The sequence below is a fragment of the Verminephrobacter aporrectodeae subsp. tuberculatae At4 genome, assembly GCF_000193225.1.
Classification (GTDB): domain Bacteria; phylum Pseudomonadota; class Gammaproteobacteria; order Burkholderiales; family Burkholderiaceae_C; genus Acidovorax; species Acidovorax aporrectodeae.
In genome coordinates this window covers 1-14,881 of sequence record NZ_AFAL01000068.1, presented here as the reverse complement: position 1 = coordinate 14,881, position 14,881 = coordinate 1, and the positions used below count along the sequence as shown (strand labels likewise).

Annotated in this window: 13 protein-coding genes; 8 read left to right on the top strand and 5 right to left on the bottom strand. The window is 64.3% G+C overall.

Annotated elements, in window-relative coordinates; translation table 11 throughout:
* The first annotated feature begins 146 nt into the window (after positions 1-146).
* On the top strand, positions 147-419 hold the full coding sequence (locus VTU_RS0102915) for a type II toxin-antitoxin system TacA family antitoxin (protein ID WP_010100575.1): 273 nt from the start codon (positions 147-149) through the stop codon (positions 417-419).
* The gene (locus VTU_RS31100; RefSeq protein ID WP_010100574.1) at positions 416-907 is read left to right on the top strand and encodes a GNAT family N-acetyltransferase; all 492 of its coding nucleotides are present in this window, start codon (positions 416-418) and stop codon (positions 905-907) included. Before VTU_RS0102915 ends, VTU_RS31100 begins: the two co-directional genes overlap by 4 nt.
* On the opposite strand, the gene VTU_RS25445 is transcribed toward VTU_RS31100, so the two are convergent.
* Positions 850-1,947, bottom strand: a complete 1,098-nt coding sequence (locus VTU_RS25445; RefSeq protein WP_010100573.1) for a class I SAM-dependent methyltransferase — start codon at positions 1,945-1,947, stop codon at positions 850-852. The genes VTU_RS31100 and VTU_RS25445 overlap by 58 nt on opposite strands.
* Before the next feature lie 180 nt (positions 1,948-2,127).
* On the opposite strand from VTU_RS25445, the gene VTU_RS0102905 reads away from it, so the two are divergent.
* Complete coding sequence (locus VTU_RS0102905) at positions 2,128-3,069, top strand: helix-turn-helix domain-containing protein (protein ID WP_029554048.1); 942 nt, start codon at positions 2,128-2,130, stop codon at positions 3,067-3,069.
* Between the two features lie 151 nt (positions 3,070-3,220).
* A complete protein-coding gene (locus tag VTU_RS0102900) occupies positions 3,221-5,470 on the top strand; it encodes an NADP-dependent isocitrate dehydrogenase (protein WP_010100571.1) in 2,250 nt (749 codons plus the stop codon).
* A 16-nt stretch (positions 5,471-5,486) separates the two neighbouring features.
* Here VTU_RS0102900 and ggt read toward each other — a convergent pair whose 3' ends face one another.
* Entirely contained in the window at positions 5,487-7,373 is a 1,887-nt protein-coding gene (gene ggt, locus VTU_RS0102895) for a gamma-glutamyltransferase (RefSeq protein WP_029554047.1), read from the bottom strand.
* A gap of 390 nt (positions 7,374-7,763) precedes the next feature.
* Between ggt and VTU_RS34625 the strand changes: the two genes are divergently transcribed.
* Genes VTU_RS34625 through VTU_RS0102875 form a run of 3 tightly spaced genes read left to right on the top strand, consistent with a single transcriptional unit; the run spans position 7,764 to position 9,362 of the window.
* Positions 7,764-8,726 carry a DUF6036 family nucleotidyltransferase gene (locus tag VTU_RS34625; RefSeq protein WP_010100568.1) on the top strand — a complete coding sequence of 321 codons (963 nt, stop codon included), beginning with the start codon at positions 7,764-7,766 and terminating at the stop codon, positions 8,724-8,726.
* A 4-nt stretch (positions 8,727-8,730) separates the two neighbouring features.
* Complete coding sequence (locus VTU_RS0102880) at positions 8,731-9,039, top strand: antitoxin MazE family protein (RefSeq protein WP_236610618.1); 309 nt, start codon at positions 8,731-8,733, stop codon at positions 9,037-9,039.
* Positions 9,036-9,362: a type II toxin-antitoxin system PemK/MazF family toxin gene (locus VTU_RS0102875; protein ID WP_010100564.1), complete on the top strand. Its 327-nt coding sequence runs from the start codon at positions 9,036-9,038 to the stop codon at positions 9,360-9,362. The genes VTU_RS0102880 and VTU_RS0102875 overlap by 4 nt, the downstream gene beginning before the upstream one ends.
* 322 nt (positions 9,363-9,684) lie before the next feature.
* On the opposite strand, the gene VTU_RS32425 is transcribed toward VTU_RS0102875, so the two are convergent.
* From VTU_RS32425 to VTU_RS0102855, 3 genes are all read right to left on the bottom strand, one after another.
* A complete protein-coding gene (locus VTU_RS32425; RefSeq protein ID WP_138927774.1) occupies positions 9,685-10,902 on the bottom strand; it encodes a hypothetical protein in 1,218 nt (405 codons plus the stop codon).
* 217 nt (positions 10,903-11,119) lie between these two features.
* Positions 11,120-12,328, bottom strand: coding sequence for a D-amino acid dehydrogenase (locus VTU_RS0102860; protein WP_010100558.1), 1,209 nt, complete (start codon positions 12,326-12,328; stop codon positions 11,120-11,122).
* Positions 12,329-12,358: 30 nt separating this feature from the next.
* Entirely contained in the window at positions 12,359-13,666 is a 1,308-nt protein-coding gene (locus VTU_RS0102855; RefSeq protein ID WP_010100557.1) for a lytic murein transglycosylase, read from the bottom strand.
* Positions 13,667-13,950: 284 nt separating this feature from the next.
* On the opposite strand from VTU_RS0102855, the gene VTU_RS0102850 reads away from it, so the two are divergent.
* Positions 13,951-14,881 (top strand): EscU/YscU/HrcU family type III secretion system export apparatus switch protein (locus VTU_RS0102850; protein WP_010100556.1); only part of this gene is annotated, 931 nt, incomplete at its 3' end.

Genomic DNA, 14,881 nt, shown 5'->3' with positions numbered 1-14,881 from the left:
GGGCTGAGTAGTTACGTTTCATCAAGCTGATTTCCTGCTTCCTCGCCCGGTTCACTGGTCGGCTAAATGATTGCCTCCTTTCTCGCGTGTTGACAAAAGATATACGGCCATGTAAGCTGCGCGGTGTATTCGTTTTTGGAGGTGCCATGCGCGACGCTGCCATCAACCTGCGCGCCCTGCCCGAGCAGCGCGACTTGATTGACCATGCCGCCAGCCTGCTGGGCAAGAGCCGGTCTGATTTCATGCTGGAGGCCGCCTGTGAGCGCGCGCAGACGGTTGCGCTCGACCAGGTTTTTTTCGGGCTGGATGGTGATCGGTTCCAGCAGTTCTCGGCCATGCTCGATGCGCCGCCAAGCGCCAATCCCGGCCTTGAGCGACTGATGGCCGTCCAGGCTCCGTGGGACACTGACCCGGCATGAGCGTGCCGCTTTCCTCCCCGCAACCGCTGGCAGGGACGCACCAACTCAGTCAGTTCGAATGCGGTGAAGCCACACTCGACGATTGGCTCAAGCGCCGCGCGCTGAGCAACCACCAGAGAGGGGCCAGCCGTACTTTCGTCGTGGCTGATGCGAGCGGCCGCGTTCTCGGCTACTACGCCTTGGCCGCAGGCGCTGTCTCGCACTTGGAAGCCACCAGCGCCGTTCGACGCAACATGGGGGGCCCTGTCCCGGTCATGGTTCTGACCAGACTCGCTGTCGATCAGCGCGTCCATGGCATCCAGCTGGGAGCCGCTTTGCTTCGAGATGCCGTGGCGCGCACGCTGGCCGTCGCACAGAACGCCGGGGTCCGCGCCCTGTTGGTCCATGCCTTGAACGATCGGGCAAAACAGTTCTATGGGCACTATGGCTTTCAAGCATCGCCGCTGCATCCCATGACGCTGATGCTGCGTTTCGCGCATTCGGCCTGACGGCCGGTCCGGGGGACTTGCCTTCGTCCGATCACCACCTGTGCCGGCGCCAACGGGAAGTAGGACAGCGCGGCGGAGGTGATCGATTCAAAGCCAAGCTCCCGCATCCGATCGACCATGGCGCCTTGCGGCCAAACCCGCCGCCCGCGCATCAACAGGGGCAGGTAGTAGGGCAGGACCCGGGCCGCTGCTTCCCGCTCCGATGGCAGTTCGGCATGCACGCTGACGAAGTAGCCACCCGGTACCAACGCATCCCGAATTTTGGCGATCACCCCCGGCCACTCCGGCAGAAAGTGCAGCACCGACGAACACCAGACGAGGTCGTAGCCTGCGCCAATCCGGTCCCGCCCGATGTCGCCACCCCGGCTTTCCAGGCGCTGCCCAAGGCCGGCCCGAAGAATGATGCGCTGCGCCACCCCTGCCGTTTCCGGCAGGTCGAAGACCACGCCCTGCCACTGCGGATGGGCCCCCGCCAAGGCGACGGCCACCTTGCCCGGGCCGCCTCCCAGGTCAAGAAAACGGCGCGCGCCGCCCAACCCCTGCAGGCGGCCGACACAGGCCAGCGCCGCCGCCGCGGTGACCGCGCCCTGCTCCTGGCCAATCTGCACCTCTGCCGCCTGCGCCCAGCCCGCCGCCTGCGGCGCTTGCGGCGCATGGGCCCCCGTCCCGAGCAAGTTGGGTAGTTGGGCGCCAAACTGGCGCAAGGACCGCAGACGATGGGCCAGGGCATCGCCGCAATACCCCTCCTCCCCCGGCACCAGGAAGGCAGCGAGTTTCGGATCGACGCCGTACACCCACGCCCGTCCAACCCCGGCGCGGCGCGTGAGCACCCCCATGCTCCACAACAGATCGAGCAGGTGGCCGGTATTCACCGGGTCCAGGCGGCCAAACTCCGCCAGCGCTTCGGCCGTCGCCGGATTCTTCAAGAACCCGAAGATTCCCCGTTGGATTGCCGCATCAAGGGCGTGGGCCTTGACCGAGGCCAGGGCAAGATCCCAGCATCCCTGCAAGGGATGGATCGTATCGAGGTTCATTTCCATATCCTCATGGGCGGTAAATCAGGCGCAGGCCGACTTCCCGCAGGGTTGACGACAAATGTTCGAGGGCCCAATAATATTTCGCATCAGAAACAATTCTCATGCTCATTCGTATCCAAACCCATGCTTTTCGTATGCAATCCGTGCAGCCGGACTGGATGCACGGACGCACAAGGAGGTCATATGCCATACCGGGTCTCACTCGAAATACCGAGGCGTCAGGAAACGCGACGACACGGTTGGGTGCGGCAACAGCTGCCCGATGAGTTCGGCGAATGCCTGACTGACAGCCTTTGGATCGGACCGGATTTCAGTCTTCTGCAAACGCGCTACCAGCCCCGCAAGGACCTGGTGGAAGACAGCGTCAAGCAACAGGAACAGCCGGTCCTCGCGATCACGCTGGGGCTGGCCGGAGAATCGGCGTATCGCAGCCGCTGCGGCAAGGAACTGTGCTTCCGCAGGGGGTACACGACCGTATCGACCTTCCGCTGCATCCAGGGCGAACGCCACTACCGGGGCCATTGCGGGGTGGAGCAGTTGCGCCTGCTGATCGGAGCGGAGACGCTGGACTACTACCTGGGGAGCGAAACGGCCCGCAAACTGCTGCTCGGAGGGAAAGGCGGCGTGGAGCAGTTGGCCCATCATCCGACGACCGGAGTCAGCCAGGCGCACGCCAACGCCCTGCTGAGGGAAACGCAGAACGAATCACCGGACAAGTTGCAAACCCATATTCACGCCCTCAACCTGCTGGCCGAGCAGCTGCGCCATTTGCAGCTGCCAAAGCGCATGCCGCGTTATTGCCAACGGGATATCGAGAAACTCGATGCAGCCAGATCGATTCTGGAGTCGCCAACGGACCAGCGTCTGACGGTCTCCGAACTCGCAGCCGCCGTCGGCCTCAATGAATGCAAGCTGCGGGAGGGCTTCCGTCACCGTTTCAACACCAGCCCGCATCGTCTATTGCTGGAAGTGAAGATGAAGAAGGCTTGGCAACTGCTGGAAACTGGTTGCCAAGTGGCCGAGGCGGCGTATTCGGTCGGCTATGAGCATCCCGGCAACTTTAGCGCTGCCTTCTCGCGTTTCTTTGGTTGTGCACCGAAATCCGTATTTGGACCGAAGTGCTGAGACCTCCTCTGGATGGCAGCAATCCAGGCAGACGAACGGATTTCAGGCGGCACACTCCTTACAAGAAACCGATGCCGCCCGCTTGCGCCCCGCTATGATCCGCCCCGGGCGTTTGCCCGCCACCGCAGCACACTGTTCCATGAGACAAGCCATGACGACGACCCGGCAACCGAGCATCATCTACACCCTGACCGACGAGGCGCCCCGCTTGGCGACGGCGTCCTTCCTGCCCATCGTTCGCGCGTTCACGGCGCCGGCGGGCATTGATGTGATCGAGAGCGATATCTCCGTGGCGGCCAGGGTGCTTGGCGAGTTCCCCGAAGCGCTGAGCGCGGAGCAGCGGGTGCCCAACGCCCTGGCCGAGTTGGGCCGGAAGACGTTGCAGGCGGACGCGAACATCATCAAGCTGCCCAACATCAGCGCCTCGGTGGGCCAGTTGATCGCTTGCATCAAGGAACTGCAAGACAAGGGCTACGCGCTGCCCGACTACCCCGAAGCCCCCCGGACCGAGGAAGAAAAATCGATTCGCGCGCGCTACGCGAAATGCACCGGCAGCGCGGTGAACCCCGTGCTGCGCGAGGGCAACTCGGACCGCCGCGCGCCCAAGGCGGTCAAGGAGTACGCACGCAAGAACCCGCACGCGATGGCCGAGTGGAGCCAGGCGTCGCGCACGCACGTCTCGCACATGCACCATGGCGACTTCTACCATGGCGAAAAGTCGATCACGCTGGACAAGGCGCGCGACGTCCGGATGGAACTGCTCACCCGCAGCGGCAAGACCATCGTGCTCAAGCCCCGGGTGTCGCTGCTCGACCGCGAGGTCGTGGACAGCATGTTCATGAGCAAGAAGGCGCTGCTGGCCTTCTACGAAAAGGAAATCGAAGACGCGCGCCAGACCGGCGTGATGTTCTCGCTGCACGTCAAAGCGACCATGATGAAGGTCTCGCACCCGATCGTGTTCGGCCACTGCGTGAAGATCTTCTACCAGGAAGCCTTTGAGAAACACGCCGGGCTGTTCGAGGAACTGGGCGTGAACGTGAACAACGGCATGGCCAACCTGTACGACAAAATCTCCACCCTGCCGCAGAGCATGCGGGACGAGATCAAGCGCGACCTGCACGCCTGCCACGAGCACCGCCCCGAGCTGGCGATGGTCGATTCCGCGAAGGGCATCACCAACTTCCATTCGCCCAACGACATCATCGTGGACGCATCGATGCCCGCGATGATCCGCAACGGCGGCAAGATGTGGGGGGCAGACGGCCGGCTCAAGGACGTGAAAGCCGTGATGCCCGAATCGACCTTTGCGCGCATCTACCAGGAGATCATCAACTTCTGCAAATGGCACGGCGCCTTCGACCCGAAGACCATGGGAACGGTGCCCAACGTGGGCCTGATGGCGCAGCAGGCCGAGGAATACGGCTCGCACGACAAGACCTTTGAAATCCCCGAAGACGGCGTGGCGAACATCACCGACCTGGAAACGGGCGAGGTGCTGCTGAGCCAGAACGTGGAGGCCGGGGACATCTGGCGCATGTGCCAGGTCAAGGACGCGGCGATCCGCGACTGGGTGAAACTGGCCGTGACACGCGCGCGCAACTCGGGAATGCCGGTGGTGTTCTGGCTCGACGCCTACCGGCCGCACGAGGCGCAGCTGATCACCAAGGTCCGGATGTACCTGCACGAGCACAACACCACCGGTCTGGACATACAGATCATGAGCCAGGTGCGCGCCATGCGCTACACGCTCGAGCGCGTGATCCGCGGGCAGGACACCATCAGCGCCACGGGCAACATCCTGCGCGACTACCTGACCGACCTGTTCCCGATCATGGAACTGGGCACCTCCGCGAAGATGCTCTCCATCGTTCCGCTGATGGCCGGCGGCGGCATGTACGAGACCGGCGCCGGCGGATCGGCCCCCAAGCACGTGCTGCAACTGGTCGAGGAAAACCACCTGCGCTGGGACTCGCTGGGCGAGTTCCTGGCGCTCGCCGTTTCGCTGGAGGACCTGGGGCGCAAGACCGACAACGTCCGGGCAAAGGTGCTGGCCAGGACGCTGGACGCCGCCACGGGCAAGCTGCTGGACAACAACCGCAACCCCTCGCCCAAGACCGGTGAGCTCGACAACCGCGGCAGCCAGTTCTACCTGGCCCTGTACTGGGCGCAGGAACTGGCTGCGCAGGCGGACGACGCGGGGCTGGCGCGGCTGTTCGCCCCGCTGGCCAGGCAGTTGGGCGACAACGAGCAGACCATCGTCGCCGAACTCGCCGCGGTGCAGGGCCAGCCTGCGGACATCGGCGGCTACTACCTGCCCGACGCCGCCAAGCTCGACGCCGTGATGCGCCCCAGCCAGACGTTCAATGCAGCGCTCGGGGCGGTCGCCGGGGCCGCCGCCTGATGCGCCTTGCCAAGACTCAGGGGTTGCCCTGGGCGCTGCCCTCGCGGCGCGGGTCGGCGCCACCGGCATAGGCGCCCGCGCCCGGGTTGCGCGCCAGCAAGCCCGCCGTGCCATTCGCGCGCAGGCCGTTGAACACGGCGCCGTGCAGCCCGCTGGTGAAGACCGTCTGCGCCACGGTGTGGCCGCGCGCCTTGAGGCCGTCGCGGATGGCCGCGGTGTCGATGAGCGAGCCCTTTTCGATCGAGGTGGTCGCATTGGTCTGCGCGCCGAAATTCGGCAGGTTGATCGCCTGCTGAACGTTCAGGCCCCAGTCCACCATGCCCAGGATGCTCTTGGTGGTGTACTGGATGATGGCGCTGCCGCCGGGCGAGCCGATCACCCCCTCCAGGTCCCCGGTGCTCGCGTTGAAGATGATCGTGGGCGCCATCGAGCTGCGCGGGCGCTTGCCGGCCTGCACCCGGTTGGCGATGGGCTTGCCTGCAGCGTCCGTGGCGCTGAACGAGAAGTCGGTGAGCTGGTTGTTCAGCAGAAAGCCGCGCACCATTTGCAGGCTGCCGAAGCCGTTTTCGATGCTGCTCGTCATGGACACCGCATTGCCTGCGCTGTCGATGATGGACAGGTGGCTCGTCGATGGCAGCGCCGGCGCGTTGTCCTGCCCCTTGGCACCCTGCACGCCGGGCGGCGTTCCCGCCACGGGCGTGCCCATGGTTTTTTGCATGCTGATCAACCGGGCCCGTTCCCTGAGGTAATCGGCGTCGATCAGGCCGGCCTGCGGCACGCTCACGAAGTCGGGGTCGGCCACGTACAGCGCGCGGTCCGCGTACGCCAGGCGGTACGCCTCGGACACGGCGTGCACCGTGTCCAACGTGTTGGGCTGCATGGCGGTCAGGTCAAAACGCTGCAACATGCCCAGCGTTTGCAGCACGGTGATGCCGCCCGAACTGGGCGCCGGCATACCGCACACGCGGTACTGCACCCGGTAGACGCTGCACAGGGGCTCGCGCACTTTGTAGGTGTAGCCGCTCAGGTCGTCCAGCGAGAGCTTGCCGGGGTTGCTCGGGTGGTTGCGGACCTTGGCCACGATGTCCCGGGCGATGTCGCCCTGGTAGAACGCGTCAGCGCCACCGGCGGCGACGGCCCTGAGCGTGGCCGCGAGTTCGGGGTTTTTCAGGATGCTCCCTGCGGCCTTGGCCGTGCCGTCGGCATTCAGGAAGTAGCTGGCGCCGGGCTCGCCCTGGGCCTTGATGCGCGCGGCCGCCTCGGCGATCGACAGGCTCATGCGCTGCGAGATCGCAAAGCCGTTTTCGCTGAGTTGGATGGCGGGCTCGAACAGCGCCTTCCACGGCAGCTTGCCATGCGCCCTGTGCGCGGCTTCGAGCATGCGCAGCACGCCCGGCGTGCCCACCGACAGGCCCCCATCGACGGCTGCCAGAAAGCCCAGGGGCTTGCCGTCGGATCCGGTGAACAGGTCGGGGCTGGCGCTCCCGGGCGCCGTTTCGCGGCCGTCGTACGCCAGAAGCTTGTTGGCGCCCTTGTCAAAGTAAAGCACGAAGGCGCCGCCACCGATTCCGGAGGACTGCGGCTCCACCAGGTTCAGCACCATCTGCAACGCAATCGCGGCGTCGATGGCGGATCCGCCCTGGGCCAGGATGTCCACCCCGGCCCTGACGGCCAGCGGATTCGCCGCGGCCACCATGTCCTTGTTGGCGTAGCTGATCGCCTTGGACGTGTAGCCCGAAGGCGGCTCCGGTGGCAGGTACTGCCCGGGGGGCTCGGACGTGGCGACCGGGGTTCCCGGGCCAATGCCACCACAGGCCACCAGGGTGGACAGCGTGGCCAACGCGGTAATACCCGACAGGCCCGTGCTGCGGGGAGGGATGCATCGAAAGACAGAAGCCGGCATGGTGATCAAGTCCTTGAAAAAAGGGAGGGAACCGCAGGCCGGGGAGACGACCCGCGGGGCAGCACCCTCGGTGCACACCATCGAAAAGGGTTTGAGACTGCGGGTGCGCGGTGTTCCGTGCGGCGCCCGCCAGGAACGTGCCGAGTGGATGGTGGCCATTGTGCGCCCATGTCCCGGCCGGCTCCACATAGGAGAAACGCACATGGGAGAAACGTTTACACGGCAGCCTCCGGGGCGATAATTGCCGCTCCCATGCAGAAACTCCTGGCCCCCGGCGAACCCGACCCTGCCCAGAAAGATGGGCTGGCCCATGCGCTGCGGGCAAGGCAGGCGCCCCGGAGCCCCGGGGAGCCGCATGGCAGCAGGCCCGAACCGGCGTCCGCCAGAGAGATGGAAGCCGCGCTGCTGTCCCGCTGCGCCAGCGTCGCACGGCAAGCGCCGCCAATAGCCAACGACCTGCGCGAAGCCCATGTGTTCCGATTGGCCGCCATGCTCATTCAGTTCCAGTTTCCCTGCGAATCCCGAAGGTTGGCGTCTGCCAGCGCGCAGTATTTCACCGACCACCCGGACGACGGGCCAATGGCTCCGGACGCGCTCGTCAGAAAGGGCTGGGTGTCCCATCTGCCGCGCTTGCGCAGCATGCTGGCTCTCGAACTCGGTTCTCCAGCGCGCCGCGGACCTCGGCTCCTGGAACAGGGAGTGTCGGAGGTGGCACGCAGGTATTCCACGTCAGCCGGCATTCAAGCCATGCCAAGCAACTTCCTGTTCCATACCCAAACGGCGCTGGCCAATGGCTTGCGCGAGTTATTCGAGCAACTGGCAGAACGCCTCTCGCTCAGCAGGCCCATGAACGTCTATTTGGCGGGAGGCATGGCCGTGCATCTCTACACGGGCAGCCGTGTCACGACCGATGTCGATGCCGAATTTGGCAGCCGTGTCTTGATCCCCGGTGACCTCATCGTGGAGGTTGCGCTGGAAGATGGAAGGCCTGTGCCGATTTATTTCGACACCAACTACAACCCGACTTTTGCGTTGATGCACGAGGATTATCTCGGCGATGCCATTGCGCTGGATTGGGGGCTGGAACAAATAAAGCTGCACGTGCTCTCCCCTGTTGATCTGGCTGTCAGCAAAATTGCCCGTTTTGCAGACAACGACAAAGAGGATATTGCCGCACTGGTGGGCCTTGGTCTGACCACTGCCGACGCCATCGAGCAGCGTGCAACAAGCGCCATCGGCGGGTACGTTGGCGGATTGGCCATGCTGCGCCTGAATCTCCGGGATGCCGTTGCGCTGGCGCGCGGCATGGAGGGCTGCAAACCGCCCAACGGAGCAAAACCGCGAGCACCCTGAAGCCTTGCCGCGCTGGCTGTGGCCCGGCGCGGGTGACGGTGGACACAACTACATGGCATGCATGCAACGAATCAAGAGGAGGTTCCATATGGTCAACACGCTCGTCAATGCGCGGGTGAAAAAGCACCGTGACGCGCTGCGCGTGGCCGGGCTTCGCCCGGTGCAAATTTGGGTATCGGATACGCGGCGACCGAACTTTGCAGAGGAATGCCGCCGCCAGAGCCGCCTGGTTGCCGCAGCGGACCTGGCCGGCGCGGATCCGCAGCAGTCCATGGATCCGGCCCTGGCAGGCATGGGTGCCTGGACGCCATGATGCGCGGCGACATCGTGACCGTTGCCATGCCGGGCGACTTGGGCCAGCCCCGGCCCGCGTTGGTGATTCAGGCCGATTTGTTTGGCGAGCACCCCACGGTGACGGTGCTGCCGGTCACCAGCACGCTGGTCGATGCGCCGTTGCTGCGTATCACTGTTGCGCCCGGCGCTGGCAGTGGCCTGCGGCAGCCTGCGCAGATCATGGTGGACAAAATGCTCACCGTGAAGCGCGACGGGGTGGGGCCGGCCATCGGGCGCATCGACGTGCATACCATGGTGGCCGTCGAGCGCAGCCTGGCCATCTTTCTGGGGATTGCCAAGTAGAGGTAAAGGCGCGGGGGTGGGCGCATGTCAAGATAAAACGCTACTGCGCCCTACTGGATGAGGGGCAAGAACTCAACCCGCAGCGCATCAAGGCGCAAGGCAAATCTGGACCCGTTCGCAAGCATGGGGTTGGTATGCTTGGTGCGCTACGGGCAGCGTTCAGCGCGGTGCTCCGATGGAGTTTGTCGGTGACGGCTGAAGGGCTGATTGCCCCACCGGCAAAGGTCGTGGTACCAAATGGCAACAGACTGGTATCAGGGTTGCGATATGAAGTCCCGCGTGCGAGCCAAGACAGAATACTCGGGAGAATGCGACAGATTGCCTAGTCATTGGTCAGTTTGCCATCCCCTTGGTCAAGCAAGAAGCCTTGTACCATACGACTAAGACTAAAATCCCCAAATTTTCTTCCTTCTGTCGGTAGCGGAAGACCTATGATAGTGTAGTAGTTCTCCTCTGGATTAAATCCAGATCCCCACGCCAAGAAACTGTATCGATACTGATCTGTGATTATATGAATAGATTCAGAAGGCTCTTGGCGTGCTTTAGGGAATACCATTGCGCCAAGATAGGCAGAAGGAGGGGATACAAATTCCTTGTAATCTATATTTTCATTGGACCGACGATGCGCAATACTGTGTTGCTGCTTTTGAAGCAAGACTGAGATGGCACGGTCTAGACAATAGCGTGAATTTTTGGCATTGATATCATCAGTTAAGAGATCGCGCTGGACGTGCCATTGCGCATCTTTATTGGAACGAAATACATTTGGAGTAAGGCGAAGAAGATTGTCCAATTCCGCAGTATTAACTCCCCACTCCATTGCATCGATTCGAAGATTATCATAATCTATTTGAATATACTCAAATGGCGTGGTAACATTCTTCTGTATCCATTCCCTATTCCGCGTCCGGTACGGAGCCTTGGATCCCCCCCGTCGAGCAGCCGAAAATAACCCGACCTGCTCATTCGAATCTATATCAGACCACTCATGAACACAGTATTCAATCTCAATTTCGACAAAAATCGCTTTGCGTACCAAGAGTAGTGTTTCAAAGAAATTCCCCTGATCGAGCTGTAATGCAGCATCAGAGAGGAATGCCTGTGCATCACTCTCCTTCAGAAGATCCGATAAAAATATCTCTCGATACTCCCGATGGAGAACTTTTTCGACAATCTTTTCGACAGTGGAATCTACGAAATCCAAGTAGGTCTGAACAGCGGCTGGGTCCACAGGTTGTCCATAGTGTTTGGCGATAACGCGCTGTTTGTTTAGTACCGTAATTATTACAGAATCAATTTCAGGTACTATTTTCTTGAGCGCCTTGATAAGTTCATCGAATCTCATGGACTCAAGCTTTTTCAACTCACCAGCATCCTGTTCCATCTCCATCAACATGGATAAAAACACCAGCTCAAGCACGTCTTGCAGCAGAATCAAACCTGCTGACGACATATGTCGGTCCCCGGGAGCAATGAGTCGACGAGCTTCATCGTGAAGCGTGCGCGCAATAATTAGAGAGTGAAGGGTGGAGGGTTTCATGGGATTTATTTCGTTTTGTGTGGAACGTGTCAAACGGGCGCTGGGCTACCTTGCAAAGGCTTGTCCGCAGGCAATCTGTTGGTATGCGGGAAGACGATGGGGAGCCTACCGAGCGGTGTCAAAAGGATGCTGGCAGGATGCCACTGTAACTATCTGATCTTAGATGAGTTTGTCCAGATGGTTGGTGATTTTCTTGACTCTCAGCGCTGCCAACGACTTAGACCGGCGCCAGCAGTTCAACCAGCTGCGCCGCCGTACCGAACGCCAGCGTAAAACCCAGCGCGCCGTGGCCGGTGTTGAGCAGCAGGTTCTCGGGCGCATCCGACCGTCGCCCGACAACGGGAAGCCCGGTCGGCGTTGCGGGGCGCAGGCCGCTCCAGGGGCGCAATTCGGCAAAGTCGCTGCAACCCGGGAAGAGCGCGCGGGTGGCGCGGCACAGGCTTTGGATGCGCGCGGGCGGAATGCGCGCGTCGTGCCCCACGAGTTCGGCCATGCCTGCGACCCGCAGGCGGCGGCCGAGGCGTGCAAAGACCACCTTGCGCGCCGCGTCGGTCACGTTCACGCGCGGCGTTGCAGCCGCTGCGGTATCGAGCGTGATGCTGTAGCCCTTGAGCGGGTAGACGGGCAGGCGCAGGCCCAGCGTGCGCGCCAGCGCGTGGCTCGCGCTGCCCAGGGAGAGCACGAACTGCTGCGCCGGCACCGCGCCCGCGTCCGTCTTCACGGCGCTGATGCGCGCCCCCTGCCGCTCGAAACCCTGCACCGTGGTGCCGAGCAGAAAGCGCACGCCGCGCTCGGCGAGCAGCGCCTGCAGGCCCTGGCAGACCCGCAGGCAGTCGGCCGCGCATTCGTCGGGGGTGTAGATGGCGCCTTCGATGTGGCGCTGGCAGTGTTGCAGCGCGGGCTCAATCTCCAGGCAGCGCTCGGCGGATACGGCCTGCTGCTTGCAGCCCCAGGTCTGCTGCAACTGCATTTGCCGCCGGGCCGCGGCCAGGCCCGCGGGCGTGTCGTAGAGCACCAGTTTGCCGGTGCGCGAAAAGTCGCAGTCGAGCCGTTCGGCCTGCAGCATGGCTTCGAGCCGCTGGCGGCTGAGCGCAGCCAGCGCCAGCAGATACTGGCTGCTGCGCTCGGACGTGTGCCGGTTGCAGGCGCGCAGAAACTCCAGGCCCCAGCGCCATTGCTGCCAGTCCCATTGCGGGCGCAGCCGGAACGCCGAGTGCGGCGAGAGCAGGAGCCGGGGCAGTTGTCGCCAAATGCCCGCGTCCGCGAGCGGCTGCACGTAGCTGTAACTCAGCTGGGCACCGTTGCCGCTGCTCGCGCCGGCGCCGGGCTGCGCCCTGTCGATCACGGTGACCTGCATCCCGCGCAGCTGGAGTTCGTATGCGGCGGCCAGACCGACGATTCCCGCGCCCAGTACACATACCTGCATCTTGTGCGTTGCTCCTTGCGTGCGCCGGGGCTACCCGCCCGGGGAGCTTTGCAGGCTTTGGAGCAACTCCAGCGTGGGGTAGCCGTCCGGCACCTGGCCCCGGCTCTGCTGATAGCGGCGCAGACCCGCGCGGGTGGCCGGGCCGTACACGCCGTCCGAGGCTCCGCTGTCGTAACCCTGCGCGTTCAAGATCGTCTGAAGTTGCTGCATCTGCCCCCGCGAGAGCGGCTGCAGGTCGCGCGGCCAGTCGGCAACGACGCCCGGGCCCGCGTCGATGCGCTGGGCGAGCAGGGCCACGGCGAGCGCGTAATGCGTCGAGTTGTTGTAGCGCAGCAGGCTGCGGAAGTTCTGCCCCACGAGAAACGCCGGGCCACGTGCGCCGGCGGGCTCAATCACCGCGGCCGAGGCCAGCGCCGGCAGCGCCTGGCCATCGACCCCGCGCAGCCCCTCTGCCGCCCATTGCTCCGCGCTCTGGCGGACGTCGGACTCGGCGCGCGCGTGATCGAAACCATCGGGCAGGCGGATTTCGCAGCCCCAGGGCTCCTGCGTTTGCCAACCCACGTCGGCCAGGAACCGGGCAGTGGAGGCCGCCACGTCGGGGATGCTGCCCCAGATGTCGCGCCGTCCGTCGCCGTCGGCGTCCACCGCCTGCGCCAGATACACCGAGGGCAGAAACTGCGTGTGGCCCATGGCTCCAGCCCAGGAGCCGAGCATGGCCTCGGCTGCGATGTCACCCTGGTCGATGATGCGCAGCGCAGCCAGCAGCTCTGTGCGCGCCCAGTCGCGGCGCCGCCCCGCGTAAGCCAGCGTGGCCAGCGCGTCCACCGTGCGAAAGGTGCCGAGGTAGCGGCCGTAGTCGCTCTCCATTCCCCAGATGGCCGTGAGCACCGGGGCCGGGACGCCGTAGCGCGCGGCGGCGGCGTCCAGAGCGTCCCGGTGCTTGGCGCGCTGGACCTGGCCTTGCGCGATGCGCGGAGCGGAGACCGCGCCGTCCAGGTAGGTCCAGGGCGGGCGGCTGAATTCGGGCTGGTTGTACTCGAGTTGCAGCACCCGCGGCAGCAGCCGCGCCCTGCCAAGCACCTGGCGCACGCTGTCTGGCCGGATGCCCGCGGCCAGCGCCTGGGGCGAGAGCTCGGCCAGCCACGCGGCGAATCCTGCCTCATCGGCGGGCGCCGCACCGTCTGCCTGCGCGGCGCCCGTGGACTGCGCCGGGGTGCGCGCTGCGCCGGAGGATGGATGCGGTGGCCCCGCTGCGCAGCCTGCGGCCGTGATCGCGGCGATGAGCGGCATCCACAGCAGCAGGGGTTGGCGGAGTGAAGGGATGGTGTTTCTCTGCATGCGCTATTTTGGGGCCCCCCAGTTTCATGGGGCGCGGGGGACACGCAGCACCATGGATAACTGAATGGGTGTTTCCGGGAGATCCCTCTTTGAAGGTCCATTCATTCTATGCAACAAGATCTTCGAAAAGCTGAACAGCCCCCTGCGCCATCCATTTCGCGCCGAGCGCAACGCGCCCGCCGCCGCGCTGCGGCCAAGCAAAAGAAGGCGCCACGCCCCCTTTATCCGGCTTTGGCTTGGCGCGCCACGCACAACAATGGCCGGCTACCAGCCACCATTGCGCCATGCCATCGAGCCAGGACAAAAGCCTGCCTGCGTCGGAACGCAAGCTTCAGAAAGCGCGCGCCGACGGCCAGGCAGCGCGCTCGCGCGACCTCTGCGATCTGAGCATCCTCGGGGCGGGGGGCGTGTGCATGCTGCTGATCGCCGCGCAGCTGATGGAGCACCTGCAGCAGGCCATGGGCCGGCAGCTGGCGTTCGACGCCGCCACCGTCATGGCGCCCGGCAGCATGCTCGAGCGCCTGCCGGGCATGCTGCTGCCGAGTCTGGCGGCGAGCACGCTGTTTGCCGCATGCACCGGCGCAGCGGCGCTGGTCGGCGCGCTCGGATCCGGTGGCTGGGTTCTGAGCACGAAGCCGCTCATGCCCCAGTTCAGCCGGCTCGACCCGGTCGCCGCGCTGGCGCATCTTTTCTCCTGGCAGCAGCTGGCCAACGCCGCCCGGATGGTGCTGTTGACGGCGATCCTCGGCACTGTCGCCTGGCGCTTCCTGGACAGCAGCCTGGAGACGGTGGCGCCGCTGCTGCTCCAGCCCTCGCCACTGGCCATCGGGCAGTTGGCCGCCTGGCTGGCGTCGGGGATGGGCCTGCTGTGGCTGGTGCTGGCCCTGGCCGCGCTGCTCGACATTCCGGTTCAGGCCCATTTCTTCAAGGCGCGCCTGCGGATGTCGCACGAGGAGATCAAGCAGGAGCACAAGGAGTCGGACGGCAATCCCCACACCCGGCTGCGGATTCGCCAGCGCCAGCGCGAAATCGCCGAGCGCGCGAGCGTCAGCGCCGTTCCCCGGGCCGACTTCGTGCTCATGAACCCGACGCACTACGCCGTCGCGCTCGTGTACGACGAAAGGAGCATGCACGCCCCCCAGCTCATCGCGCGCGGGACGGACCTCGTCGCCTTCGCGATCCGCGACCTCGCGAGGAAACACGGCGTTCCCGTGC

Coding starts and splice junctions, on each gene's coding strand:
- VTU_RS0102875 (WP_010100564.1), top strand. CDS start 9,036: ATGATGCGCGGCGACATCGTGACCGTTGCCATGCCGGGCGACTTGGGC.
- ggt (WP_029554047.1), bottom strand. CDS start 7,373: ATGCCGGCTTCTGTCTTTCGATGCATCCCTCCCCGCAGCACGGGCCTG.
- VTU_RS0102905 (WP_029554048.1), top strand. CDS start 2,128: ATGCCATACCGGGTCTCACTCGAAATACCGAGGCGTCAGGAAACGCGA.
- VTU_RS31100 (WP_010100574.1), top strand. CDS start 416: ATGAGCGTGCCGCTTTCCTCCCCGCAACCGCTGGCAGGGACGCACCAA.
- VTU_RS0102855 (WP_010100557.1), bottom strand. CDS start 13,666: ATGCAGAGAAACACCATCCCTTCACTCCGCCAACCCCTGCTGCTGTGG.
- VTU_RS34625 (WP_010100568.1), top strand. CDS start 7,764: ATGGAAGCCGCGCTGCTGTCCCGCTGCGCCAGCGTCGCACGGCAAGCG.
- VTU_RS0102860 (WP_010100558.1), bottom strand. CDS start 12,328: ATGCAGGTATGTGTACTGGGCGCGGGAATCGTCGGTCTGGCCGCCGCA.
- VTU_RS0102915 (WP_010100575.1), top strand. CDS start 147: ATGCGCGACGCTGCCATCAACCTGCGCGCCCTGCCCGAGCAGCGCGAC.
- VTU_RS32425 (WP_138927774.1), bottom strand. CDS start 10,902: ATGAAACCCTCCACCCTTCACTCTCTAATTATTGCGCGCACGCTTCAC.
- VTU_RS25445 (WP_010100573.1), bottom strand. CDS start 1,947: ATGGAAATGAACCTCGATACGATCCATCCCTTGCAGGGATGCTGGGAT.
- VTU_RS0102900 (WP_010100571.1), top strand. CDS start 3,221: ATGACGACGACCCGGCAACCGAGCATCATCTACACCCTGACCGACGAG.